Annotated in this window: 24 protein-coding genes and 1 pseudogene; 7 read left to right on the forward strand and 18 right to left on the reverse strand. The window is 39.0% G+C overall.

Features of this window, described 5'->3' with window-relative positions:
• Positions 1–16: 16 nt before the first annotated feature.
• The 7 genes and pseudogenes from fliD to J5O05_RS14380 all read left to right on the forward strand — a co-directional run bounded on the left by fliD (position 17) and on the right by J5O05_RS14380 (position 7,229).
• Positions 17–1,449 (forward strand): annotated as a pseudogene (gene fliD / locus J5O05_RS14350) (flagellar filament capping protein FliD).
• 11 nt (positions 1,450–1,460) lie between these two features.
• The gene (fliS, locus tag J5O05_RS14355) at positions 1,461–1,889 is read left to right on the forward strand and encodes a flagellar export chaperone FliS (RefSeq protein ID WP_208842672.1); all 429 of its coding nucleotides are present in this window, start codon (positions 1,461–1,463) and stop codon (positions 1,887–1,889) included.
• Positions 1,879–2,175 (forward strand): hypothetical protein, encoded by a 297-nt coding sequence (locus tag J5O05_RS14360; protein ID WP_208842673.1) that lies wholly within the window; start codon positions 1,879–1,881, stop codon positions 2,173–2,175. The genes fliS and J5O05_RS14360 overlap by 11 nt, the downstream gene beginning before the upstream one ends.
• A gap of 14 nt (positions 2,176–2,189) precedes the next feature.
• Positions 2,190–4,268 (forward strand): motility associated factor glycosyltransferase family protein, encoded by a 2,079-nt coding sequence (locus J5O05_RS14365; RefSeq protein ID WP_208842674.1) that lies wholly within the window; start codon positions 2,190–2,192, stop codon positions 4,266–4,268.
• Between the two features lie 6 nt (positions 4,269–4,274).
• A complete protein-coding gene (locus tag J5O05_RS14370; RefSeq protein WP_208842675.1) occupies positions 4,275–5,582 on the forward strand; it encodes a DUF4910 domain-containing protein in 1,308 nt (435 codons plus the stop codon).
• Between the two features lie 10 nt (positions 5,583–5,592).
• Positions 5,593–6,261, forward strand: coding sequence for a class I SAM-dependent methyltransferase (locus J5O05_RS14375; protein WP_208842676.1), 669 nt, complete (start codon positions 5,593–5,595; stop codon positions 6,259–6,261).
• Positions 6,261–7,229, forward strand: a complete 969-nt coding sequence (locus tag J5O05_RS14380) for a GNAT family N-acetyltransferase (protein WP_208842677.1) — start codon at positions 6,261–6,263, stop codon at positions 7,227–7,229. Before J5O05_RS14375 ends, J5O05_RS14380 begins: the two co-directional genes overlap by 1 nt.
• A gap of 1 nt (position 7,230) precedes the next feature.
• Here J5O05_RS14380 and J5O05_RS14385 read toward each other — a convergent pair whose 3' ends face one another.
• The 18 genes from J5O05_RS14385 to J5O05_RS14470 form a co-directional block, all read right to left on the reverse strand.
• The gene (locus J5O05_RS14385; protein WP_208842678.1) at positions 7,231–7,920 is read right to left on the reverse strand and encodes a nucleotidyltransferase family protein; all 690 of its coding nucleotides are present in this window, start codon (positions 7,918–7,920) and stop codon (positions 7,231–7,233) included.
• Positions 7,920–9,368, reverse strand: coding sequence for a PfkB family carbohydrate kinase (locus J5O05_RS14390; RefSeq protein ID WP_208842679.1), 1,449 nt, complete (start codon positions 9,366–9,368; stop codon positions 7,920–7,922). The genes J5O05_RS14385 and J5O05_RS14390 overlap by 1 nt, the downstream gene beginning before the upstream one ends.
• 2 nt (positions 9,369–9,370) lie before the next feature.
• On the reverse strand, positions 9,371–10,261 hold the full coding sequence (locus tag J5O05_RS14395) for a sugar nucleotide-binding protein (RefSeq protein ID WP_208842680.1): 891 nt from the start codon (positions 10,259–10,261) through the stop codon (positions 9,371–9,373).
• Positions 10,240–11,301 (reverse strand): Gfo/Idh/MocA family protein, encoded by a 1,062-nt coding sequence (locus J5O05_RS14400; RefSeq protein WP_208842681.1) that lies wholly within the window; start codon positions 11,299–11,301, stop codon positions 10,240–10,242. The genes J5O05_RS14395 and J5O05_RS14400 overlap by 22 nt, the downstream gene beginning before the upstream one ends.
• Positions 11,282–13,792, reverse strand: a complete 2,511-nt coding sequence (locus tag J5O05_RS21955) for a DegT/DnrJ/EryC1/StrS family aminotransferase (protein ID WP_244369640.1) — start codon at positions 13,790–13,792, stop codon at positions 11,282–11,284. Before J5O05_RS21955 ends, J5O05_RS14400 begins: the two co-directional genes overlap by 20 nt.
• The gene (locus tag J5O05_RS14415) at positions 13,785–14,285 is read right to left on the reverse strand and encodes a WbuC family cupin fold metalloprotein (RefSeq protein WP_208842682.1); all 501 of its coding nucleotides are present in this window, start codon (positions 14,283–14,285) and stop codon (positions 13,785–13,787) included. Before J5O05_RS14415 ends, J5O05_RS21955 begins: the two co-directional genes overlap by 8 nt.
• Complete coding sequence (locus tag J5O05_RS14420) at positions 14,278–15,438, reverse strand: hypothetical protein (RefSeq protein ID WP_208842683.1); 1,161 nt, start codon at positions 15,436–15,438, stop codon at positions 14,278–14,280. Before J5O05_RS14420 ends, J5O05_RS14415 begins: the two co-directional genes overlap by 8 nt.
• Before the next feature lie 95 nt (positions 15,439–15,533).
• Entirely contained in the window at positions 15,534–16,307 is a 774-nt protein-coding gene (locus J5O05_RS14425) for an AAC(3) family N-acetyltransferase (RefSeq protein ID WP_208842684.1), read from the reverse strand.
• Between the two features lie 7 nt (positions 16,308–16,314).
• Positions 16,315–17,301 carry a radical SAM/SPASM domain-containing protein gene (locus J5O05_RS14430; protein WP_208842685.1) on the reverse strand — a complete coding sequence of 329 codons (987 nt, stop codon included), beginning with the start codon at positions 17,299–17,301 and terminating at the stop codon, positions 16,315–16,317.
• 110 nt (positions 17,302–17,411) lie between these two features.
• Positions 17,412–18,344, reverse strand: coding sequence for a zinc-binding dehydrogenase (locus tag J5O05_RS14435; RefSeq protein ID WP_244369642.1), 933 nt, complete (start codon positions 18,342–18,344; stop codon positions 17,412–17,414).
• A gap of 161 nt (positions 18,345–18,505) precedes the next feature.
• Positions 18,506–19,405: an aminoglycoside phosphotransferase family protein gene (locus J5O05_RS14440; protein WP_208842686.1), complete on the reverse strand. Its 900-nt coding sequence runs from the start codon at positions 19,403–19,405 to the stop codon at positions 18,506–18,508.
• Positions 19,350–19,943, reverse strand: a complete 594-nt coding sequence (locus J5O05_RS14445; protein ID WP_208842687.1) for an HAD family hydrolase — start codon at positions 19,941–19,943, stop codon at positions 19,350–19,352. Before J5O05_RS14445 ends, J5O05_RS14440 begins: the two co-directional genes overlap by 56 nt.
• A 56-nt stretch (positions 19,944–19,999) precedes the next feature.
• On the reverse strand, positions 20,000–20,341 hold the full coding sequence (locus J5O05_RS22530; protein WP_280117654.1) for a TylF/MycF/NovP-related O-methyltransferase: 342 nt from the start codon (positions 20,339–20,341) through the stop codon (positions 20,000–20,002).
• Positions 20,319–21,002 carry a TylF/MycF/NovP-related O-methyltransferase gene (locus J5O05_RS22535; RefSeq protein ID WP_280117655.1) on the reverse strand — a complete coding sequence of 228 codons (684 nt, stop codon included), beginning with the start codon at positions 21,000–21,002 and terminating at the stop codon, positions 20,319–20,321. Before J5O05_RS22535 ends, J5O05_RS22530 begins: the two co-directional genes overlap by 23 nt.
• Before the next feature lie 26 nt (positions 21,003–21,028).
• Positions 21,029–21,946: a transketolase family protein gene (locus tag J5O05_RS14455; protein WP_208842688.1), complete on the reverse strand. Its 918-nt coding sequence runs from the start codon at positions 21,944–21,946 to the stop codon at positions 21,029–21,031.
• A complete protein-coding gene (locus J5O05_RS14460) occupies positions 21,943–22,743 on the reverse strand; it encodes a transketolase (RefSeq protein WP_208842689.1) in 801 nt (266 codons plus the stop codon). The genes J5O05_RS14455 and J5O05_RS14460 overlap by 4 nt, the downstream gene beginning before the upstream one ends.
• Positions 22,744–24,213: a GSCFA domain-containing protein gene (locus J5O05_RS14465; RefSeq protein WP_208842690.1), complete on the reverse strand. Its 1,470-nt coding sequence runs from the start codon at positions 24,211–24,213 to the stop codon at positions 22,744–22,746.
• A 49-nt stretch (positions 24,214–24,262) separates the two neighbouring features.
• Positions 24,263–24,925, reverse strand: a complete 663-nt coding sequence (locus J5O05_RS14470) for a class I SAM-dependent methyltransferase (RefSeq protein WP_208842691.1) — start codon at positions 24,923–24,925, stop codon at positions 24,263–24,265.
• Positions 24,926–24,931: the final 6 nt, after the last annotated feature.

A 24,931-nucleotide genomic window follows, 5' to 3' on the forward strand; every position in this document is an offset into this window, starting at 1 on the left:
TCTAGGAGTTTCGGATATGCCATTAATTACGTCAGCTGGTATCGGTTCTGGTCTTGATTTGGAAAGTATTATTACCGCGTCAGTATCTGCAGAGCGTACCCCAAAACTACAAAGCCTTGTCAAAAAGCAAGAGTCTTTGAAAGTGGAGTTGTCTGCGCTTGGTGAAGTAAAATCTGCCGTATCAAAACTCCAAGATACAATCAAGAAGTTAGCGGATATTGAAAATTTTGGTAAACGCAGCGCCAACATTAAACAGCCAACAACCGGTGATATAATCTCCGTCACTCCAACGTCTGATATTTCAGTTGGTAATTTTAAAATCGCAGTTAAGCAACTGGCTCAAGGTAGTCGCGCAGTTTCGAAAGATGGAGCCTTCGCAACAGCGGATTCGGAAGTCCTCGCCGCTGGTGGGCCTAATGGCAAACTAACATTTAATGCTGGTACTGGTAAGACTTTTGAGCCTCGATGTTGCTGCAGGCACTACTCTGGCTCAACTAAGAGATTCAATAAATTCTTCAACAAGTAATTTTGGTGTAACTGCAAACATTGTAAATACGGGTGGGACAGCTGGGTCAAAACTTGTTTTAACGTCAAATGTGACTGGTGATGGCAATGATTTAACAATATCTGCCGATATTGCCGGTCTTGAAGCGGTAACATCCTATGACGCCACAACTAATCCAAATGGTATGACTATTGATCAAACAAAAGATAAAGCGCAAAACGCGATTATCAATATTGATGGATTAGACGTTAATAGTAGTACAAATACATTTAAAGATGCAGTGCAAGACATGACCATAAAGGCCTTGCAGGTAAGTGAACAAAATGCTGGTGTATATGACACTGCTAAGTTAAGTGTTGAGTATGATAGAGAGTCCGTTAATACTCTAATAGATGAGACTCATAGCAAATTATAACAATCTGGTTGGAAATATAGGTTTTCAAACTCGTATCGGCAAACCTCTAAATGGAGATGCGTCTATGCGTTCATTGAGTGATCAGTTGGTCAACGCACTCGCCACCCCGCTCACTGGAGCAGGCCCATTTGAGAGTATTTTTGATATAGGTCTTGGTGTTAAAAAAGATGGGTATTTAGAAAAATCTAGCTTAGTACGTAGCTTAAACGATGCGATGGACAATAATTTTGATGATATTGGCACAGCATTTGCTGGAGAAAATGGCGTAGCTAAGAAAATGGAGTCTTTACTTGCAAACTATATTGATTCGAATGGGTTGTTAAAGAAAAGAGAAACGAACCTAAATGATCAAATCAAAGATGTCGATGATGACAAAGCAAGTCTTGATCAACGAATGTTGGACTTAGAAGCAAGTTTACGCAAAAAATATGCAGGTCTTGATGTGTTATTAGCGCAAATGCAGCAAACGCAAGCCTATCTTGGCGCGCAATTAGCAAATCTACCAGGATTTACCAAATCTAAATCATAAAGAGGTCTATTATGTACAACGCCAGAGTGAAAAATTACCAAAAAGAGGCACTTAAGACCCGTGTCGCGGGTGCCGATCGCTATGAAATCATTCAAATGCTGATGGCTGGTGTGTTAGAAAGGCTTGTTTATGCAAAAGTAGCCATCGAAAAAAAGCAGCTTGAAGCAAAGGCTGAACATATTTCTCGCGCCTCTTCAATTTTGGAAGCTTTAAGAGGATGCTTGGATTTCGAAGTCGGTGGGGAAGTAACTGAAAATCTCTATGCCCTTTATTCTTACATGTTAGATCGTCTTGTCGACGCTACTATTGAAAATAACACTACGTATTTGGATGAAGTAGCGAATTTACTAAAGGAAATAAAATCAGCATGGGATGCCATTCCTTTTGACGTAAGGCAACAAACTCTGCAACAAAGTAATAAAGAAGCTCATGCCGGCTGAGTTAGAAAAATTAAGTAACCTATTAGATCGGTTAGAGGTGTCCCTTTGCGAAGGTGATATTGACAATGCAAAGGAAAATCTAAATAATTTTGATATATTAATCAAAAAGTTGCTTGATGAGCCTGCAGAACCAATAACGAATGAATTAGAAAAGCACCTTAACGCTTACCTTCAACGATTGGAGATAATTTTAGATAAGGCTCACAAAGAGAGGGAGGTTGTTGCTGAACAGCTTCGTTCTCATCTTGGTAACCAAAAAAAAATCAAGGCATATAAACGCCTTTAATTTAGCTGCCTTATATGAATGAAAAACAAATTTTAAAACAATTAGAGTCACTTGATAAACAATTAACTAGCTCTGTTGAACATCAAAAAAGAGAAGCCGCATTTGCTGTTCAAGCAAATGAAAGATTCGAACTCAATCAAAAGTGTTTTGAGCAATTTTTTCCAGAAATTTATAAAGTAATTTGTGACTATCAGGTTCGCTCGGATTTTTGTATTCATGTAACAGAATCAGGCCACGGAAACGTTCAGCAAAAAGGCTTTGACGTACCTTTGTATTCGCAAAATCCATATGATCAAGCAAAACGTCAAGTTGAAAAGCACACTTTACGTCCGTTCTATAGTCTCACTGATTATTCTAATTATCCGGACGATCCAAATGATAATCGTACGCATGTCAAATACATGAGTAAACTAGGCCGATATTTTCGTGATGTAAGAGCTGATGAAAAAGAAATGTTTTCAGCACTTCCAGAATATTTTCCGTCTGCGATTATATTTGGAATTGGCCTTGGATACCATATTGAGATATTGCTCGAAAAACATCATTTCGACTATCTATTTTTGATAGAGCCAGATATTGAGTTGTTTTTTGCGAGTATGTTTTGTACTGATTGGTACAAAATAATAGAAAAAATAGATAAGCAAAACGGTTGTTTGTTTTTTCATCTAGGAACCGATCAATCTAATTTCATTAAAGATCTAGAAGTTGTTGCGCAAGACATCGGTGCATTTTCACTGGTTAGAAGTTTTTGTTTACAACATGCACCGAATAAAGAAATTAATGAACTCATTCAGCAATGGGTAACGGATTTCTCTGTTTTTCAATTTGGTCACGGCTTTTTTAATGATGCCATTACTGGGCTTGCACACAGTATTCACTTAGTCGAACAGAAAGCCCACTTTTTAACGCAAGATAAAGCAGTTAAAACGGATCTAGATACGCCAATCTTTATAATTGGTAATGGGCCTTCTTTGGATGAAGCTGAAGAGTTTATTAAAAAAAATCATACTAACGCGATCATTGTAGCAGCGGGAACAGCTGTTGCGACCTTGTATAAAAAAGGTATACCTGTAGATTTCCATGTTTTGGTTGAACGACCTTTAGCTAACTATAAGATTTTTGGTGATATTCTTCCGTTAGAAGAATATCAAAAAATTAATTTGCTTGGTTTAAATACCTTATATCCCGATAATTCAAAACGGTATAAGTGGTCAGGAATTGCCACCAAAGGAAATGAAGCAGGTAGCTTTTTATTGGATGTAGTGCGCTTTTATGAATGCGGCCAAACATTGCCATGTATCCCCTATAGCAATCCAGTGGTGGCTAATACTGCTTTATCGTTCTTTTTATACTTTGGATTTAAAAATGTTTATTTGTTTGGTGTTGATAATGGAAACTTGCCAACAGGACAGCATCACAGTAAAGACAGTATTTATAAGCTAGATCAAGATGACGAAGAGGAATCTGGTTATCAATGTATGGCAATGGAAGGAAAGACTTTACCTGGAAATTTAGGTGGTTATGTAATCTCAAACGAATTGTTTATGAGCGCACATAGGCAATTGGAAAAGTTAGTTGATACTTTTGCTGAACAAAATGTTTTCAATATTGGAAGTGGCGCTAAGTTGACAAATGCGTTGGCTTTGGCGGCAGATGAATTGCTCGATTTACCGAGTTCGAACAAGTTGATTGAAGTAGAAAATATTAAATGCGACTTTTTTGAAGAATTACCATTTAATCATATTGATGAAAAATATATCGCAATAGAAAGATTTAAAGAGATTAGTGATCACTTGTTAGAAATAAGTAGGACTCCGTTCACAACAAGAGCTGAAGCAGCTGATATACTCAAGCGACAATCCCGATATTTATATGCATTCAGGTCAACCCCTTTTAATCATTTGTTTCATATTTTAAAGGGCGCAATGCTCTACTATCATTGCCCTCTTGTTACCTTATTGTTTTCTTATCAAGATGAGCAATATACTTTAAATAAATTTAAAGGGTTGTTAGAGTTGTGGGATGATTACGTAATGGAGATGCGTGATTATTATCAAGAGCACTATTACACTAAATGCGATTTAGAAGAGTAGTTTTTGATGACTTATACTGAAAGTTACGACTTTTTTAGTTCCTTATTTGACGAGCTTTATCCAATACTTAGATCAATTACAGGGCCTGGATTGAGACAGAGTTACGATATTTTCTCTCGATATATGCCACTTGAGCAAGAATCATTCAAATCTGGAACTAATATTTACGATTGGACAGTCCCAAAAGAGTGGCACTGTACTTCCGCTACATTAGTTGGACCCAATGGTGACATTGTTGCAGATATGCAGCGTTCTAATATTGAGGTTATAAACTATTCAGCCCCGTTTAAAGGTAAAATAGAATTGGAAGATCTTATGCCTCATTTGCATAGTATTCCTTCTAGACCAACTGTAATCCCATATGTGACTAGCTATTATCAACCTCGTTGGGGATTTTGTGTTCCAGATAGTGTCAAAAACTCATTGATGCCTGGCACTTACTCAGTAGACATTGATAGTCAATTTATTGACGGAGCACTAGACTTAGTGCACTGTGTTTTGCCAGGAATGTCTGAGCAAGAAATTCTAATCACCTCGTATTTATGTCATCCGTCACTTGCTAATAACGAGTTGAGTGGGCCGCTTGTTTTGCTTGGATTGTTCAAACGCTTAGAGGCATTACCAAACAGACGATACACTTATCGCTTTGTTTTAAATCCAGAATCAATAGGTGCCTTGGCTTATTTGTCTAAATATGGAGAGTATCTTAAAAGCAATGTAGTAGCCGGAATGGTACTAAATTGCATGGGTGGCGATGGTGACCATTTAGAATATAAATTAAGTCGCAATGAAAATAGTATTCTCGATCGGTTCTTAAAATATAAGTTTAAGGATCAAGCTTCCTCTACATTGGTTTCTTTTACACCTTTAAAGGGGTCAGATGAAAGGCAGTATTGTTCGCCTGGTTTTCAAATTCCTATTTGTAATGTTAGCCGTAACTTTCATATTAGAGGCTGCGACAAATACCATACATCGCTAGATAACAAACACTATATGGATATAGATAAGATTATCAGCGCAATAGGTGAAGTATTTAACATTATTGTTGAAGTTGACTCGATAGCAACATTTGAAAGTCAATGTCCGTTTGGTGAACCTAATTTAGGGCGACGAGGTCTTTATCCTACACTCAGCCATATCCATTCAGAAAATCAGGAAAAAGTGGAACTTTTCAATAATATAAAGTTACTGCTAAATTTCGCTGATGGCTGTACAGATACGTTAACTGTTGCAGAAAGATTTGGTATGGATGTTGCTGAATTATCTAATGCAATTTGTGAACTTGAAGCACATAAACTGATTAAGCAAGTATAGGAACCTCGATATGTCATTTTGTCGAAATTGGGAAGAAATTTATAAAGCAAATCAACATCTTGCTGTCTGGCCATGGTCAGACGTAGTTAGTGCATCTTTAAGGCATACCAACATGCGAAATGCGGGCGATGATTTTGCTGTGTTAGAAGTAGGTTGTGGTGCAGGTGCCAATTTTCCATTTTATTTAACTCATACTTCCAATGTTTATGGGATAGATGGTAGTGATACCGTGATTTCGCTATTAAAAACGAATTTTCCATTAATTGCGGATAAGTTACATGTCGGCGATTTTACAAAACCTTGGGACTATAACGTAAACTTCGATCTTATTATTGATAGAGCAGCCTCGGCCCACAACCCGGTTACCAATATTAAGCAATATCTTGCTAACGCTTATCAATTTTTAAAACCAGGTGGGGTGTTAGTTATTACTGACTGGTTTAGCAAGCTACACTCGGATTACGCAAAGGCGCCAGAATCGCTAGACGAACACACAAAATCGGGTTACACATGGGGTCCGTTTAATGGAGTTGGCCAAGTGACCTTTTTTGATGATCAGTTGATTTTGGACTTAGTAAAAGACTTTGAGATCCTGAGTATGGGGCATTCGCAAGCTCAAAGTTATGGTAGTAATGATCAACATGCTACTTGGGGATTGATCCTGCGAAAGGCTGTTTAATGTCAAAAACATTAGAGTTTAGACCCGCACTTTTAGATGAGCATTGGGATCGATTTGTTAGAAAATCACCCTATGGTTCAGTTTTCTCTGAATCAGGCTTTTTGAGTTCGGTAAATTGTTCGGTAGATGCTTTTTATGTTTGCAAAGGTAATGAAGTACTAGCGGCGTTGGTATTGGTCGTTGACGCATCAGGTAGGAAAATCGTTGGTCACCACGATATAATATATGACGGTATTATCTACCGTCACAGTCCGTTAAATAGAGCACAATGTACGTCTGAGCAGTTTTATGTTCAAGAAGCCACGGCAAGTTTTTTAGCAGAAAATTACGACTCTGTAGTTTTAAAGCTTCATCCAGATATAACCGACATTCGAGCATTACAGTGGCACAATTACCACAACGATAAGCCAAAATATCAAACGGTAGTTCGTTACACTACTACCGTAGATATTGCTGAATTTAGCCAATCAAAGGTACTCGACGAGTTAGAACTTTATCGAAATGCCTCCGTCTCACGAAGACAAGAAATACGATATGGATTGGCCGCAGGGGTTCAAGTGCTTGAATCACAAGATCTGAATATCGTAGCCCATCTATACGGGAAAACGATGGATAGGCAAGGTATCTCGTTTTGCAATGATTCTGCTGAGCGTATGGTACAATTTTTATCTGCGTTGCGGCTAAGTTGTGACTTACGGGTCTTTGAGGCTCGAGACGTGAATAACAATGTTGGAAATGTAGCTGTTTTTTTACTTCAAAACGATAAAGCCTATTATTTGTACGGTGCAGGTGACCCTGAAATGAGGGACAGTCACTGTGGTACAGCAGTCATTTGGCAGAGCTTCTATAAATTAGCGGCAGAAAATATACGTTCGGTAGATTTAGAAGGTGTAAACAGTCCAGCAAGAGGATGGTTCAAACTCAGTTTTGGAGGCCTTTTACAGAGCTATTTCCATATAAAGTTATAGGCTATTTCACTTTATTATATTGTTCAAGCGTACCGATATCTAAATAGGTTAATTTTGTTTCATAACCATTCATACAATTGATCATATTTGGTATGACATCAGCACTGAGATCAATAAAAGTACCTTTGCGATAAGTTTGGAAGTACGTTTCATAGACACTTTTATCGAACAAAAACAGTGCACCACTAGCAAGGTTAGAAGGTGGATTTTCGACTTTTTCATGAAAGCTCGTGATTATACTCTGTTCATCCAATGTAACAACGCCACACGACTTTGGTTGAGAGGTGCGAAATAGTAATAGCGATGTGCAGCAGTTTTTAGGTCTTTTTGAATGGCTATGCACAAAGTCCGTCAGTGAATCTTCACAATAGTTATCAGCGTGGATCACTAATGTGTCATAGTCAGCCCAAAAGCTAGCGTTTTGAATTAATGTACCGCCAGTCCCTAACAATTGCTCTTCATATACTAATCGTATTGTAAGATTTGTTTTGTAAGACTCGATAAACTGAACGACTTGCTCATGAAAATAGTGTGTATTTATTAGCACCTCAGTGACACCTAATGTTGTTAGTTTATCTAACCAAAGTTGTAAAAGTGGTACGCCTTTTATTGGAACCAAACATTTCGGTATTGAGTTAGTCAACGGGCGCAGGCGAGTGCCTAATCCTGCTGCTAATAAAATAGCTTTCATTATTTGAACGACTCCTGTAATGCTCTCCTTAAAATATCCATTTTAAGTGGCGAGTTACCCATAATACCTACTTGGCAAGCCGCGGCCAAGCTACCTAGATAGAACGCGTGCCATGGAGATGAATCTGTAGCAAGTGACAGTGCACTTGCGGCCAAAAAGCAATCTCCTGCGCCCGCAGGATCAACGGCATTGCGGTTAATAGCAGGTAATCTGTCATTTTCCCAATGATGAAAATTTTCGGTTGGTTTGTGAATAAAAATCCCTTCTTCAGCCAAAGTGATAACCAGATTCTTGGGCTTTGATTTCTCAACGAGTTTCTGAGCTAGAACAACTAATCCGTCATCGGGATTGTTGAGTGCTACCCTGACTTCACGCTCTGTTGGTGTGAGTAGATCCATGTTTGAGTATCGAGAAATATCACCGACTTGAGACGACGTTTGGCTGTCTGCAACCATACGAATGCCATTGTTGTCGCATAAAGTTACGATTTTCTCCACTAAACTCTGAGGCAATAAACCATAGTTGAAATCAGAAAAAACCAACAAATCTGTATTTTCAAGGTTGTTACGAATAGACTCAAAGATTTGCTCTTGCAACTCTTTAGATATTTTATGTTGCCTCACTTGGTTCACACGAAGGAGCGTTTTAGATCCTGCTCTAAACCTTGTTTTTAGCGGGGTTGGTCGACTGGGATCGACAAACAATAGCGGAGTTAAACGATAGTCTTGGATTTTCTCATTGACATAATTGGCATGATGGTCATTTCCAACAACGGATATTAGTTTCACCGATTTAGCACCAAGTGCTTTCACATGTCCCGCAGTTATAGCCGCGCCGCCCAAGTACGTGTCCGTTTTGTTTGGGGTAATTACAATCGTGGGGTCTTCTTGTGATAAACCTACGGCAGTACCGTGGACATATTCATCAACGATGATTTCTCCGATAACCATGATATTCAATTGACTGATTGACGAAAAGATTGCGTCAAAATCGGATAACTTTATTTGATGACGAATGGCGTAGCGGTTTGCTTCGGTGTAATCAAAGCTTTTTGCAACTTCACGCGTTTTTTTTATAAATTGTTCTGCGTTTGTTTCAAATTCACCCGAACCAAAAAAAAGTTGACCACCATAGACTTTTAACGCTGCTACTTCAGGGTTGTGGCGACTTTCAAATTCTTTGCCTTTTACTACTGCGTAAGGTCTTAGCTTTTCCACAACTTCAAAAGGAGTCAAGTCAGTAAGAAAAGCTTCGCTTACACACTCTAACGATTCAACCATTTCAAGGCGATGTTGCTCATTGACTCTACTTTTTACAGACATCGCACTGTCTTTGTTCACAGCTACAATGAGTTTATTCCCGCAAGATTTTGCAAAGTTTAATAAACGAATATGACCTGGATGTAAAATGTCAAAATTACCTTGAACGAGAACCGTTTTGTCAACCATGTTTACATTTCGCTCCAAAAATTGATGTGATTTTCGATGCATTGTTCGACACTTGTGAAACTAAAAGTACTAAAAAATTCAGAATTAATCATTGTTGTATTTAAGGGTCTCTTTCCTGAGTTATCCAGCTCGGAAAACTTAATCTCGACAATTTTGTGACATGATATATGAAAAACGTCAGCTAATTTTAATACGAGATCTAAACGACTAAAAATTTCGGGATTGCAAAAATTAAATATACCTTTGGCGTTAGTTTCAATTAATAGATTTATAGCCTTTACAATGTCGCCAACGAAAGTTGGATTGAAGATTAGATCAGAAGCTGCTTTGACCTCTTCTGGAGCACTAATTTGTCTAATAATGTCGTTAAGAATAGTATTATCGCTGCGCGAATTACCAATGATTTTAGCGAGCCTTAGAATCGTGCATTCACCTTGAGTGATGTCAATTAACGCTTGTTCTACAGCTCGTTTTTGTTTTCCATATTCAGAAACAGGCAAATCAATGCTGTTGTCCTTATACCCCCCAGTATCGCCTGTAAAAACGTTATCTGAAGAAATAAAAAGGATTGGAATTTTTTTTTGATGTAGCTGTTGAATAAGACTTATGGTCCCATCGACGTTTATTTTTGCGGTCTCAATAGGGTGAGCATTTATATAACCAATATTGGTCAGTGAGGCACAAATTACCGCGATATAATTCTGGCCATCCAGAAGGGGCAGGTCAGCTAATGTATTTACACTAAATTGAAATTGAGACAACCCTTTTGTCTCTTTACTGGCATACGTACCAATGGTGTGAGAATCTTTTTGGCTATAATAATCATAAAGATGTGCCCCTAACAAACCACTTGCACCAAAGATAATCGGGGTTAATTTACCATTTTTTTCCATATACTTTCCGCCAACTGGATATCAATTAATGCTTCTTCACCAGATATAATATTGTTGCTGTTTTGATTGCATAACAACCTAACAAAATAGTCAGCTTGCCGCTTAAATGCCCACGACCAGTCAGGCTGAAAAATTCTTTTTTCAGCGTTTTGTAAATTATCAATTAATGTTACACGAGCTGGTACATTTCTTAATAGCGCAGGTGGTAGTTCTAAAATGAGTTGACCACGTTCAAATACAAACGTACAAGACTCTTGCCAATCGCGTTGCTGAACCTCTCCTGTTTCTAAATTAATGAGCACATTGTCAATACTTAATATTGCGACATGTGCAAGAGGATTTAGATAATTGAAATACTCAACGCTGGGGGTGGCATTCAAGAAAAATCGAATCAAATTGAGTATATGAGAGTGAACATTCAAATACCTTGCGAAATCCGGTTTGCGGTCATCATCAAGCCAATCGGGTGCTAATAGCATTTCATCAATCATAAGAGGGCGCGATTCATGACTAATAATGTTACCGCTGGCTTTGCAATAACTGTCTCCCATATAGCATTTTGCAGATATTTGAAGTAGTTTACCGAGCGATTGAGTTTTAAGTGCGTTGTCAAACAGTGATTTTGCTTTTTCTACGCCTTCGTCAAGTCGTTTCATGTACCCAACGCAATAAATTAGGCCTTTCTTTTTCGCAAGCTGAACAAGAATTTCAGCTTGTTCAGCATTCCCTGCCATGGGTTTCTCACTAAATACATGTTTGTTCGCTTGCAAACAATCAAACACAACCTCAAAGGTATGTGAGCGAGCCGTTACTACAATGATTGCATCAACATCAGGATCTGTAATCAGCTCATCATGATGAGCGAATGTTTTGCCTATACCATACTTTCGACTAACTTGCTCGCGTAAATCCGTTCTCATTTCAGCGAGAGCATAAAGTTCGCAAGTATTCAGTTGAGCATAATTATCTAAATGTGCAATTTGACCTATGAAGCCTGCACCGATAAAGCCTAATTTCGGTTTATTTGATAAAGTCTTCATAGTTGCTTTTGTCGATGAGTTTTACTTCGGGTGAAAGAGTTAAAAAACTACCACCATTGAGAATGTAATCTGTGTGTTTCCGCACTATGGCTTTGGCGTGTATCCAAGCTAGAATGACTACGACAGCTGGATTAGTTTCGTAAAGGCACTGTGTTGGTTTGACTAAAATACTGTCACCAGGGGTGTATAAGCCAACTTTCTGGGGGTGGTCATCATATATTTCGTTAATACTCTGCCCCAAACCGAATTGCGTGATTAACATAGGACCGCTTCTTGCAGCTCCATAACCTGCGATTTTGTTATTTAAATGTGGATCTAACAATGTTTTTACTTCGCTTTTCATTGCTTCAAGACGAGTAACGAAATTTTCCATTGACAAGAAATCATGGAGCTTCGCATTATTTTCATTGGCCACCATGTTTTCAACACTTACGTTAACCAAACGAGGTCCACCTATGTGCTGAGCATAACCAATTATTGAACCACCTTGTATGGACACGTGTTCGACGTGAATAACTTCTAATCCTTCAGCATTTAAAAATTGTATTAGTGGAATGAGGGAATGATTACACAAATGTTCATGAAAAATAGTGCCTACTAGCATTTTATCAATAATGTCTTTTAGATAAGAAACTTCAAAGACAAATAGGCCATCCTTATCTAGAACTTCAACAATACCTTTAAGAAGGTCTTTCATTTCATCAGCGTGTGCAAATACATTAAATGCGGTAATCAAATCCGCAGTGCCATAATGCGCTTTTATTTCACATCCTTTCTCGAAGCTCATCAAATCGGCAATGGTTTCAATGCCATTTTCTGTTGCCTTTGCAGCTATCTGCGTCGCTGGATCAATGCCAAGTACACGAAAGCCTCTATTTTTAAAGTTTCTTAACAAAGTACCGTCGTTGCTTCCTACATCGAGTGCAAATTGTTTATGAAAAGGACCAAAATGATCAATAACATGTGCTGAAACTTCCTCGAAATGCTTCACTATGCCTTGGGTTTGTCCAGAATGATAAGTGTAATCAGACCAAAGGTATTCTGGGTCAATCACATCCAATATTTGCACATGTCCACATTGTTCGCACATGTATAAATCTACTGGGAAAAGTGGAGTCGCCTGGGTTGGTTCCTTTGTATATTTTTCAGCAATAGGAGTGGGCGAAAATGGGATGGCAAGTTTGATTTTCTCGCTTAAGCAAAGTCTACATGTATCGCGGTGATGATAGTGTTTTTTGCTTTCTAAAATAGCGTTATTATTCATAGTTATAATCTCTCTAACTCGTCGCGATTGAGGCTCACTGAAATGAGTTTCAACTTTAATTATTGCAGCTACTATTTCTACTGCAGTTTCTTCTGTGTAGTTTTCATTGAGATAAATATTAAATGATGAATCCCGACTACAAATTGCATTTGGAGTTGAATGAAATTCAGTAAAGTAAGGTTTTGCCCATAGCCATTGACTTATTACAAAGCGGTAGTGAGGATTAAGCTCAACCCCTTCCGCTAATAAGGCCTTGCAAAATAATTCTTTGTCTATACCAAGTGAGCTTGGCGAAAAATAAACCGTGATGAAAAAAGGTGATGTACCTTCTACAAATGGAGCTATAGAACAAGACTTAGTTTTACTGATCGCTTTAGTAAGCGTCCTACTAAACTGAGAGCGTCTTTCAATGGTGTCATCTAGTCTTGCAAGTGAAGCGATGCCAATGGCACAAGAGAGTTCATTGGTATTCCAATTTAATGCCGGAAACATGTATTGTTCGGCATTGCGCTCTTGGTAATCTTCATTTGAAAAATCTTTGCCGCGGTCACCATAAGCCAGGCATTTGTAATGAAGGGATTGATCTTTTGTAAATATTAGCCCGCCACTTCCGCCAGACGCGAGACTTTTTCTATACATAGTCGAAAGGGCTGCAATATCACCAAATGTCCCCAATTTTTGACCGTTTACCTCCGCACCAGGTGACTGAGAACAATCTTCGATTAATTTGATGCCGCGAGCTCTGGCATTCTTTGCAATAAGTTCAATATCAGCCGCTATACCAGCGCAATGAACAAGTAAAATTGCACTGGTTTGTGGCGTTAAAACTTTTTCAATTTGTTCCCACGAGGTGTTTAAGCTAGATGGCATAGCATCCGCTAGCGAAACCTTAAAACCTTGAAGCACAATGGCATTAAATGAACCAGGATCTGTGATTGGCGATATAACCACATGGCTGTTTTTGGGAAGCTCAAGAGCTGCGAGAGCAACATAAAGTGCACCGGTGCCTGTTGCAACAGCATTAGTAAACCCTCCGCCCATATAGTCACTAAACATGTCGCAGTATTTTTTCTCATAAGGTCCATAGTAACCTGGATCTGCGTCATCGCTGCGATAATAGTTTATGGCCTCTTCTAATGACGCAATTTCAAGTTCACCAAAAGCGATACGTTTTGGCATTTTACTTGAAATTAGCGGTTGTCCTCCATATAACGCCAATTTACTCATCGTCGAAAGTCTCGTATTCTAAATTTAGTAAATTATATAGATTTTCCAATTCAATAGAATCTCTATATTTATCATGCAATTCTACATCAACGTTTTTCACATATGGACCTTGATAGATTTCATGAAAGACAGCCCACTCACCAAGTACTACGGGAAGATGCCAAGTATTGCCCGCCAACCGAATCAAAAATTGTCGATGTGGAGATAAGCGTATTTTCTCGATTATCGAACCGGAGTCATCGAATACGGTAAATCCAACTTCACCCTCTATTAAATGAATCGACTCTGTTTTGTGTTCGGGGTGTCTGTGTGGGTTAAATCGTGCATCGCGATGAAGCACAACTAGCATTTGTTGTACACCGGAAAATGTATCGTTATGCAAACAAAAGCGTGCGCATTTTTGCGAGCTCTGCTCTGCTATCTTTTTGAGTTTTTCAATAAGGTCGAGTTTTACAACGGTGATAGGATCTGAAGAAAAAAGTGTATTAGTCATTTTCACACTCTTTTAAAAAAATTAGGAACGACTGATGAATGTTGGCCAAATTTTCCTGACCCCAAAAAACAATTTGCTTTGAGTTTTGTCTAAATTCTGGTTGCTCATCTTTGAAATAACCCCCTTTCGACACGGTTGTTTCACTTGTTGCAAAATGGGCGTTGTTAAACTCTCGAAATACGATATTTGAACAGTTTGGAATAAAGTAAAATAAATATGCAGGTCCCGTCGGAATAGAAAAATTAAGAAAAGCGCGCTGATATAATGCGACTCTCACTGTTAAGTCGATAGAAGCCATTGGAAATTGCAAATATCCTGCAAGTTCATCGCATATTGGAGATGTGGCCTTGTATGTATCACGAATGATGATAGGTAAATACTCGTCCGATAAACTTTCTAAAAAGTGTCGCCATTCATTTGCATTGCTGTTCCTTTGTTGGTGAGAATTATATTCCCGAAAAGTTATCGTTATTACCTTTTTGTCTTTTGCATAACTTGATAAAAAACTATCGACTAAATTCAAAGCGTTGCGGGGTGCTTGGATGTGCGCCAGAGATTTCCCCTCATTCTTCGCCGCAATGAGTTCGGGAAAGCCCATTGGCATCGCGGGCGATTGCAAGGTGAACTCATCTGGGAAAATATGATATTGACTATTTTCTAACGGGCGAGCTTGTTCTCTCGTTACTAAGCTACTGATGCCCTTACAAGAAGGAATACAACTGAATAACGGTAGCAGAATATGGTTGATGCGCCATTGTAAATCATCTGGTTCATGCATAGACATGATACTGATGGTATTTTTAGGACCTTCTTTCGGTATGACGATAAAATGGAGATATTTCAACCCTAACTCAATTCTTCTTGCTTCTGCTAAGACGGCAAAATTTGTCGCATCAAAGGTTGCAATTGAACGCTTCAAGTCATAAACAGCGTATAATATTTCATCATCATCAATAGTTTCGCAAACATAATCTGTTGCCGGTACGACGAGGTTTTTGGCAGTATGGAAGAAGAAAATGTTAGCAATATTGACTTGTCGTTCAAGTAGAGATTGAGTTATCTCATCGACAAATACAGAGCAGATAATGATGTGTAATTCATTTGCATTAAATTCATTAAAGAGGCTCATCAATAGAGAATATTTTTTGTCCAAAAAATTGCCCTTCGCCACTGGTCGTGCAGATCAGTGCCTCACTATGAGATGAATACAATTGTTCGGTTATGCCATTGATACCATACAAAACTGTTTTATGCGTTGACATAGGAATATCCCGCAAGCGTCGCATTCTTGGAATGCATAAATGCTTGCTCTAAAACTGATTTGAGAATAGACACCTTCACAAGACTCACTGTTACTCCGCCTATTTCCTTGAAAAATAAGCCGTCTTTTTGATAAAGCAAAGGTCCAAAGCGGTGAAAATCTCTGACTTTTTTATTATGATGATAAAGTTGATACATCACTGTATCTCCGCTCTCTGTTGTCAAAGTGTATTGCTGTGCAGTCGCCACTAAATAGTTTTGCGGCGCATACGTTTCTTCGAAAAAGTGCAGCATCGTGCTGCTTTCCAGCCCTACTTTGATGTGTAAGATATAGCTATCGAGTTGTTCAACATTAGCCAGTAAAATGCCGTAAGGACTGCTTGAAGAGCAAGGTGTTGTTGATTTGTGGTGATGCTCAAGTAAAGTGCTCGCGTTAACGCCAAATCCAGCGACGGAATGGGTTGGGTGCAGACTTCTTTTCGTTGCATAATCTTTTCTAAAAATTTCAGTCAAAACACCTGTGTGAGAAGGGGTTTCTAACACGCTAAAATAAGGGTTTTGAGCTGTTACAATACGCCAAGTCATTGTTGGCATGAGGAGCGTGCCGGAATTCACTAGGTTTATGAGCGCCTCGCACAGGTCATTAGCCCGCATATTTTGCTGGCTTAACTCCTTAATACCACTGTGAACTAACAAAGTAGAGGTTGCCGTGACCCCACATTGGCGCAGAAATGCTATGATTTCAAAAATGAGCGTAGACATGGTTCACCTAAGACTTCGCTTCATGACGACAGTTTTTACGCCAGTTTTCCATTTTTTCTAAGTCATTGTAGAAAGTATATTCATTTGACTTACGAATTAATAAACCGTCTTTTATTTCTTCGACATAATCAGATGAAGACCATCTGTCACAAGATTGACAGAATGGGACTTTGTCCCATTGGCCTTGTTCATGATACGAGCGGATCTTATTTAGTTCTGCACCATTCCAAACACCCGCAACGCCATCTTGTAACACATTGCCGACGATGTGGTCTTTAAAACCGTCTAAACAGCAGATAGAAACGTCGCCATCGGTGTGAATTGCCATTGTTGAATAAAGTTCTGGACAGGGTTTCCGCTTACTTTTATCAACGTGAATGTCGGGAAATGCTCCATTCTCAAATAGTTGGCCGATCCGTACAAATTCGACTTCCTTTACCCAATACTCAACGAATGCTTGTTCTTGATGCTGGTTGGCTGGTTGTTTTGTGAATGAAACACCGATACGCGGAAAACTTTTTTCCCCTCGTAAAGCCATTAACTGGAAAATATTATTTTTAATTTTTTCTAAGTTACTTATACCTCGAACTTTCTCTAATACCTCAGGCGTCATGGCGTCGACACTAAACGTAATACTATCAACACCAATATCAATCATCGCTTGGGCCATCTTTTTGTTCATTAGTAGGCCATTGGTATTCATTGAGATATTCATATCTCGCATTTTCATGCTCTTTAGATGAATGAGAATGTCTTTACTCATTAGAGGCTCACTCCAAAGAGTTGGGCCTATGGCTGGTTTGGCAGCCATCGCTTCATCAAGAATTTTCTTCGCATTTGCTAATGTCATGCTTTTCTTTAGCATTCCCTTTAATTGCGGGGAGTCTGGATCACCATGTACTACACACATAGGGCACTTAAGGTTGCAGTCAGTATATAAATCCAAAAGAATTCGCGGCGGTAATTCAGTTACTTGAATGCGATTGTTTGACATAATTGACCTCTATTGAATCTTGATTAGTGCACGTACAATTTTTTTGTTACTCAGATCATCTAGCGCGTCATTAATTTCTTCAAGACGGTATTCTTTACTAATCAGTGCATCTAATTGCAATTCACCTCTTTGATACATATCGGCAAATTTTGGAATATCTTTATCGGGTTTTGAACCTCCCCCCAACTTCCTCTTATCGATTTGCCACGATGAAATGCGTGTGGTTCAAGAGCAATTTTGAGCTCATTACTTGGGTGAGATGCAAAAACGCATTGACCACCGCCATCTCGTACGGATTCAAAGGCCTGTTCGATGGTCTTCACCGTTCCGCCAGCTTCCAAGGCATAGTCCACGCCGGTATTTTGTGTCAGCTCATAGATTGTTGTGACCGGGTCGAGCACACTTGAATTAATGGTATGCGTTGCACCAAGACGTTTGGCTAATTCCAGTTTTTCATCATTGACATCTATTGCAATGAGTTTTTCTGGTTGGTAGGTTGTCGCGGCAAGTAAAGCACTCATGCCAATCCCACCTAGTCCAAAGATTGCGATATTTTTGTGTTTTTCTGGTTTCAACTCGTTAAAAACGAGTCCCAATCCTGTCGGTAATGCGCAGCCGAGTAAAACGGCCAACTTGTCGGGAAAACCTTCAGGAAGTTTTACCAACCTATTTTCCGCAACAATGGTTTTTTCAGCTAATGTCGTTGCACTGCCAGAGTTGATAACATATCCGTCATGTGAGTACTTACCACCAGGTGCATCAAGGCCATCACCTTTTATCCAACCTATAACTACTTTATCACCGGGTTTTACTTTCGATATGCCTTCACCGATTTCTTCTACAATACCTACACCTTCGTGACCGAGCAGATGCGGCAGATATTTGTCTTCTCCACGCCCACCTTTAACTTCCATGAGCTGAGAGTGGCAAACACCGCTATACAAAATACGGACTTGAACCTGACCTAGGGTCAAAGGAGGAAGAGTGATATTGTTGACGATCGCTAAGGGCTTGCCTGTGGCAAATAATACGGCTGCTTTCATATTAGTTTGATAAAACCTTTTTTAATGCTGCAGAGCGCTCTTTAATTTGGCTAAAATAGTGCAGGCTTTTATTAAGCTGCGTGTCCTGCAGTTTTAATATTTCTCTTGATTGTTTTTCCAAGCAATTAATGTTCCAGCTATGCATTCTTCGGCTTTGGACTTCAGGGAGAAACTCGTTGAGCATGATGAGGCACCACTTCAGTTGAGTCAGAATGTAAATAGCTTGCAAGAGGCTCTGGTTGTTCTTTAAGTCTTATAAAAAGTGGATTTTCCAAGAAGAGGTTGCTGTAGCTTATCGGAACCGGTATCGCAGGTTGGGCAAAAAAATCACAGAATAATTTCCATAGGCTGTCATATCCTGCGTATTCAAAGTCGAAAAAGAAAATCTCATGGTTCTTCTTAATGGCGTTATGAAAACCGAAGTCTGAAGGGGATAAATACCCACGATCTAAAGAAATATTCCAATCTATGTTGATGTTATTGACGGTTTCATTAGCCGTATCCTCAATAGAATTGAGTAAACTACTAAACGCATTTTGAAACTGTTGTGGTACTTTTACTTCAAGCAATCTAGCTATTCTGTTCTTGATGATGTTGTAAAAATCAATATAGTTTTCAGGGCTTTCAGACGCATAGGGAAGTGGGTAGGGTGAAGGCTGTGGGCAATTTATGTTAGCTATAAAATCGACCGCGCAAACCACGTCTGTGTCAACTACGTGAGTAATTTTGCTACCGTCGAGGTATTCGAACAGCGAGATAAGCAGTTCACTGCAGAATGCTATAGGCGAGGCGATTTGTTTTATGCCTAATTGATTAAGCACAGTTGCAAATTTAACCTCGCGCTCTAATTTTACTTTCGACGACTCTGCTTTGGCAAAGCGCTTTAAGAAAAATGACTTCGAATCAGCTTCAATGAGAAAGCCTTGATTATTGGCACCACCCACAATCTCATTGATGATAAACCGTTTCCCAAGTTTCGTTGCTATCCAATCTAGCTCACTACGATTAAGCATATCGCTCATTAAATTCAGACCATGAGGTGACGCTGTCACTTTGTTCATCAGTAAGTTCAGGAGAAAAAAGAATCCCAGCACAGCGTTGTGGAAACCTTGTATGTGTTAAAATTTCGGGGAGATCGTCTAAAAAGACCTCACAGCCTAGCTCACCGATAAGATTAATTTTATCTTCTTTTTTCTCATTAAAATAAACATGTTCGAGTAAGAATGGCGCTTGAGTAGTACCAATAAAACCATTTTTTTGTAACCAATTCATTGCACTAAGGTGCAAATCTGTTTTTTCACCAATAAATGGATATTTCGTTTTATGAGAAATGAGGTAGAGCTGGACATTGCGGCTTTTTAAGTCTTGCAAAACGCTCAAACAATGAGAATACGGCTTAGCTAAAAAAATGAATTTACCGTAAACTAATCCTTGAAGTTCAGTCCAACGGGCTTCTTGCTGCGAATTTATGAAATAATCTTTGACTGCTTTTTTACTGTTCCCTACACCTTCTGGGAGCCAGCCAAGATCCATTGCAACGGTATAAAATACCCCTGTGTAATCAACAATTGTATTGTCGAAATCGATACCAATTTTCACCGCGTCTCTCTTTCTTGCATGCCCCAAGACATCGTTTTGGGGCATGTGCATAGTACTTACTTCGTGTAATCTATAATCACTTTAACATGCGAGCCAATACCATAATAGCCTCGATCCGTCGCTTGAACATTGAATTTCTCTACAATGTCGGCCCAAGCTTTTTGTTGGCCATATAATGGCGAGTTTTTATTACAGCTCCAGTCGTCAAACATCAATACACTACCCGTTGGCAAGCATTGATGTGAGAAAAGATATTCCAACGCATCGTAAGTCGACTGATAAAGGTCGCAATCTAGGTGAACCAAAGAAAATAGTTGCTTTGGCTTTAGCTGTGGCATCGTCTCACTAAACCAACCTTTGTGGATCTCAAAGTTACTAAAGCCTACTTCTTGCTCCAATAGGGTCGCGAGTCTCGGTGTCAGAAATGGAAGCGCAAGCACATTCAGACCAAATACCTGCTTGAACTAAAGGAGATGACAAGTCAACTGTGTTATTTGATTCAGGAAGCCCTTCAAAACTATCGAATAGATGGAACTGTTTAGCTGGAGTATGGTAATACTGTTCAGCTTCTTTTAAGGTCTTAGCCATCATGTAAGTAGATTGACCAGTTCCGCAGCCAAATTCGGCAATATCGCCTTCAACATCGTGAGCAACCACAAGTTCTGTGTATTTTGCTAAGGTGATAAATGTTTCTTCACGAACAGAAATGTATGGTTTATAAGATGGCACCTTCTTATCAGTATATTTTTCGAATATGTTTGGGTTTATACTAATTCCATCCATTAAATTTTGATGAGCAACTTCTATTTTTTCTGAAGGAATTCCGAGAGCTAAAAGTTGAGGGATAATTTCCTTTCTGTACTGACTTGCAATGATGATTTTGTGAAATCCAAACTTGTTAATTTGTTCTGGAGGGATTATTTCAACGTCACTTTTTGTGGTATACCAAAGGGATTTATTGTTGTCTGAAAATGCAATGATCTTACAATCTGAACTTTTACTTAAAAGACTGAAAGTGTTAGTGCCGCCCATACCGGCACCAAAAATAATAATATCCATAAATTTCCTTTTTACTAATTAAAAGATTATTTGAAGTTGTTAATTAATTTATTAAAAATATCTTTTCCGGTTAAGCCGACCTTTGCGCGAGCATCGTCTTGTGAATGCACTTGGTCAATAAACTCATCAGGGATCCCAAAACGGTGAACTCGAGGTGCTTTACTTTGCTCACTCATCCATTCAAGTACGGCAGAGCCGAACCCACCATTTACATTGTGTTCCTCAATGGTAACGACGTGGTCGAATGTTTCTGCCAAGTAAGCTAAATATGCCGTATCAAGCGGTTTTATGGTGTGGAAACTCACCAATTCAGGATTAAAACCTGCTTGTTTGAGTAAATCAAAAGTCAAATTCGCAACTGGGAAAATAGTACCTGTTGCTAAAATTGCTATTTTTTCGCCTTCTTTCATTACAAAAGCTTTGCCAACTTCCAATTGAGGTAATTCTTCATGCACCAGCGGCTCATTTTTCTTACCAATACGAAAAAAAACGAGTCCTTTTACATCAAGTAATTTAGGCATTAACGCTTTAAGTTCTAGACTATCCGCAGGACAAACAATCGTCATGTTTGGTAGTGCACGCATTAATGCTATGTCTTCAAATGAGTGGTGTGTTGGACCGAGGTTGGCGTAAGATAACCCGGAGCCGGTGCCAACAATTATGACGGGTTGTTTTGAATAGGCGATATCAATTTTGATTTGTTCAAAATTTCTCGCCGTAGTGAACGGCGTAATAGTGTAAATAAATGGTTTTAAACCCATTTTTGCGGCACCCGCCGCCATCGACGCCATATTGGCTTCGGCGATACCCGCGTTTATTGTTCTGGTTGGTGCAACTTCTTTGAGATCATTAAATAGGCGATTTCCTATATCAGCATAAAATAACGCGATTGAATCGTCTGATTTAGCTAAGTCCGTCAACACTTGAGCAAAAGCGTTTCTCATGATAAACCTAGCTCCTCTTTGATTGTGATAAGTTCATCAGAAGTTGGAATGCGATAATGCCAATTATTGTCATTTTCCATAAAAGAAATGCCTTTGCCTTTTATTGTATCTGCAACAATACATACTGGCCTGTTGCTATGTTTAGCCTGTTCAAATGCAGCTAACAACGAGGTTTGGCAATGCCCATCAACACGGATGGAATGCCAACCAAACGCAGACCATTTGTCTTCAAGTTTTTCCAAATGCATGATGTCGCAGCTTTCACCGGTTCCTTGCAGTTTGTTGAAATCCACAATTGCAACTAAGTTATCTAGTTTTTGGCCTGCTGCAAACATTGCAGCTTCCCAAACGGTGCCTTCATTTAGTTCTCCGTCTCCCATTAAGACATAAAACTGATTTGGGCGGTTTTGGATTTTGCAGGTTAATGCCATACCTGTTGCTAAAGATAGGGCATGGCCTAATGACCCTGAAACATTCTCAACACCTAATGGTGCATTAATACCAGGATGTTCCTCAAACTGGCTTCCCGTAGCGCCATGCTGATATAGAGAATCGATAGGGAAGAAGCCTCTGTAAGCTAGCGTCGTATAAAGTAAGTTTGCCGCGTGCCCTTTGCTGAGTAAAAAGAAGTCTCTGTCATCTTTTGTTGGTTGGTCAGGATTAATGTTTAACACGTGCCAATATAGTGCTACTAATATATCTACACCGGATAGACAGCTTCCTAAATGAGGTGTTTTGGTTTTGCTAGACACCTCACATAACGTGTAACGAATGTTCGCTGATAATTGGCTTTGCATTTAAAGAATGACCTTGTTAGCTAATTTTGATTTTAACATTGGGTGATTTAGCAACTCTTGGTTGAGAACAAAAATTATATCTTCGTTAATTTCGCACTGGCTTAAATTGTTGAGCACAGGCAATCCGTAAATGGAAGTCACTGCCAAAGCAGGATCTATTACACATTTGATATTTTTACTTAATAAATTTGTATCTCGACATAGGATATCGAAATTGGTGCTATAACCTAATATCGCGATAGATTCTTGCCCGATGTTTTGAACAGCGGCTTTTTTATTCTCAATGTCTAAATGTAGAAATGAAATGAGATTTGTGTGTCCATTCAGTTCGATCGTAGATTTGGTAATGTCAGGGAACACCTGTAGCATTGCATTCAACACATAACCGGCTAATTTTTCGGCCTTTACCGTATCAATATAGTTTGAAACAAAAGGCAATTTTTCTTCGATATATTGTTTCGCACGCGTTTCTGACATTTTACGCAAACGTGCCGGATAACCGTCTATCAGAATATCCAGAATTGATCGATAAAACTCAAAAGCATCTTTTACTTGCTGTGAACAAAATGAATTTAAAAACTTATTAATTACGTAATTGGGTGTATTTGGCATATTCACATGCATGAGGTCTTTGACATCATGGTTAAAGCCTTCATAGTCTCGTAGTTCATCCATCACAATCTCATAAGATGGAAAGTAATAGAGTTGCTCAATAGAGTTTGATTCAATCACAGCATCAACGGCAAGACGAAGCTTTGCTTTGTCTAAGTTGCTGTTTATCAACCAGTTTGTTGCGGAACCTTTATCTAGATCTAGAATTTCATTAATACCGGTTGATAAATTTGCGTTCATCAACCATCCATAACGTTGAGGAGAAACTGTTAAGATCACGGCGCATTGTTCGTTGATTAATCTAATTTGTTTTAAACAATCTTGAACGTGCTCTAATACTTCTTCATACGGACTTTTGATTACGTCATAAAGAGCATTTGGTAGCCCGCCACCATGACACAGAGTGAGGCCTGAGTCTTTGACGCGTTGGTAAATCGCGTTTCCAAAGGTAATAACTACGTAATCAGCGTTGACGAGTTTTCGTTTGAGCTTTTGGTTTTCTTCATGAAGGAATTCACAGAATTGCTCTTTCGTTTGGTTGCGTCCTGATAAATAGCGGGTTGCGACCGATTTAAACCGCCCATCATCAAGTTCAATAACATAGTCATGCAACTCTTGGGGTTGGAGATCAATTTGTTTTAAAAACTGGGCTATGGAATTAGGAGAATAATGAAACCCCATATCTTCGGAGAAGTGAGTATCAAACCCTAATCGCCAAAGTCCACGACTGACAGAAGAAGCAAAGCAACTGCCAAACGTAACAAATTTTTTGTCGACACTATTGATTAGTTCGTAATTCGGCAAATCAAGGATGAGTCTATTTTGACTTGGGATGTTCCCTAGTAAGAGATTTTGCATTGTTCCTCTCCTATTAATAGCAACTAACCTAATGGTTTGTGATTAAATTCTATGGAATGAACCAATAGAAATCACCAGTGTAACCGTGGTCAGCAAAAAACTGCTTCCAATCGTCAACATGCATGATTGTTTTTGCTGTTAATGCCCATTCCATCATGCGTTCTTTTTCTTCATCATTGCGATAGGCATCAACGGTGATAAAGGCTTTTCCTCGACTGACTCGTTCAATTTCTTTGAGCGCCATGCCACATTCCTTTTCATCTAGATTGTGGATGGTGTTGATAGACATCACGACATCAAAGCTATTGTTTTCAAAAGGAAGTGTTTTGGCATTGCCAAGCGTTAAGATTTCTTTTACTTCTTCCTTCGCATTTTCAATCGCATATTCTGAAATATCTAAGCCTTTTAAAGTGATCCCAGGAATATGTTGCTGCAAATCGTAAAGCATGAACCCTTTTGCACAGCCAACATCTAATAATGAACTGCTTGGTGATAAGCCAAAGTGGGCTTGTAAATCAGGTACAACCGGCTGCCAAAAACGTGGCATGTAGCTGAAACCTCCATAGCCATAAGTTCGGTCACCGTCGAAAAAATCTTTACCATATTGTCTTGCGATTTCGCGGTCAGCTTCTGTTATCACATTGGCGCGCCCCTTAGTATCACGTTTTGACTTAGGGTAATTGCGAAGAAGATCAATTTCTTGTCCTAACATAAGGTC

It is taken from the genome of Pseudoalteromonas xiamenensis, from assembly GCF_017638925.1.
Classification (GTDB): domain Bacteria; phylum Pseudomonadota; class Gammaproteobacteria; order Enterobacterales; family Alteromonadaceae; genus Pseudoalteromonas; species Pseudoalteromonas xiamenensis.

Coding starts and splice junctions, on each gene's coding strand:
- fliS (WP_208842672.1), top strand. CDS start 1,461: ATGTACAACGCCAGAGTGAAAAATTACCAAAAAGAGGCACTTAAGACC.
- J5O05_RS14440 (WP_208842686.1), bottom strand. CDS start 19,405: ATGAACAAAGTGACAGCGTCACCTCATGGTCTGAATTTAATGAGCGAT.
- J5O05_RS14360 (WP_208842673.1), top strand. CDS start 1,879: ATGCCGGCTGAGTTAGAAAAATTAAGTAACCTATTAGATCGGTTAGAG.
- J5O05_RS14400 (WP_208842681.1), bottom strand. CDS start 11,301: ATGAAGACTTTATCAAATAAACCGAAATTAGGCTTTATCGGTGCAGGC.
- J5O05_RS21955 (WP_244369640.1), bottom strand. CDS start 13,792: ATGAGTAAATTGGCGTTATATGGAGGACAACCGCTAATTTCAAGTAAA.
- J5O05_RS14470 (WP_208842691.1), bottom strand. CDS start 24,925: ATGTTAGGACAAGAAATTGATCTTCTTCGCAATTACCCTAAGTCAAAA.
- J5O05_RS14390 (WP_208842679.1), bottom strand. CDS start 9,368: ATGGTTGACAAAACGGTTCTCGTTCAAGGTAATTTTGACATTTTACAT.
- J5O05_RS14455 (WP_208842688.1), bottom strand. CDS start 21,946: ATGAGAAACGCTTTTGCTCAAGTGTTGACGGACTTAGCTAAATCAGAC.
- J5O05_RS14460 (WP_208842689.1), bottom strand. CDS start 22,743: ATGCAAAGCCAATTATCAGCGAACATTCGTTACACGTTATGTGAGGTG.
- J5O05_RS14365 (WP_208842674.1), top strand. CDS start 2,190: ATGAATGAAAAACAAATTTTAAAACAATTAGAGTCACTTGATAAACAA.
- J5O05_RS14380 (WP_208842677.1), top strand. CDS start 6,261: ATGTCAAAAACATTAGAGTTTAGACCCGCACTTTTAGATGAGCATTGG.
- J5O05_RS14385 (WP_208842678.1), bottom strand. CDS start 7,920: ATGAAAGCTATTTTATTAGCAGCAGGATTAGGCACTCGCCTGCGCCCG.
- J5O05_RS14435 (WP_244369642.1), bottom strand. CDS start 18,344: ATGAAAGCAGCCGTATTATTTGCCACAGGCAAGCCCTTAGCGATCGTC.
- J5O05_RS14375 (WP_208842676.1), top strand. CDS start 5,593: ATGTCATTTTGTCGAAATTGGGAAGAAATTTATAAAGCAAATCAACAT.
- J5O05_RS14430 (WP_208842685.1), bottom strand. CDS start 17,301: ATGTCAAACAATCGCATTCAAGTAACTGAATTACCGCCGCGAATTCTT.
- J5O05_RS14370 (WP_208842675.1), top strand. CDS start 4,275: ATGACTTATACTGAAAGTTACGACTTTTTTAGTTCCTTATTTGACGAG.
- J5O05_RS22535 (WP_280117655.1), bottom strand. CDS start 21,002: ATGGATATTATTATTTTTGGTGCCGGTATGGGCGGCACTAACACTTTC.
- J5O05_RS14415 (WP_208842682.1), bottom strand. CDS start 14,285: ATGACTAATACACTTTTTTCTTCAGATCCTATCACCGTTGTAAAACTC.
- J5O05_RS14425 (WP_208842684.1), bottom strand. CDS start 16,307: ATGTCTACGCTCATTTTTGAAATCATAGCATTTCTGCGCCAATGTGGG.
- J5O05_RS14465 (WP_208842690.1), bottom strand. CDS start 24,213: ATGCAAAATCTCTTACTAGGGAACATCCCAAGTCAAAATAGACTCATC.
- J5O05_RS14395 (WP_208842680.1), bottom strand. CDS start 10,261: ATGGAAAAAAATGGTAAATTAACCCCGATTATCTTTGGTGCAAGTGGT.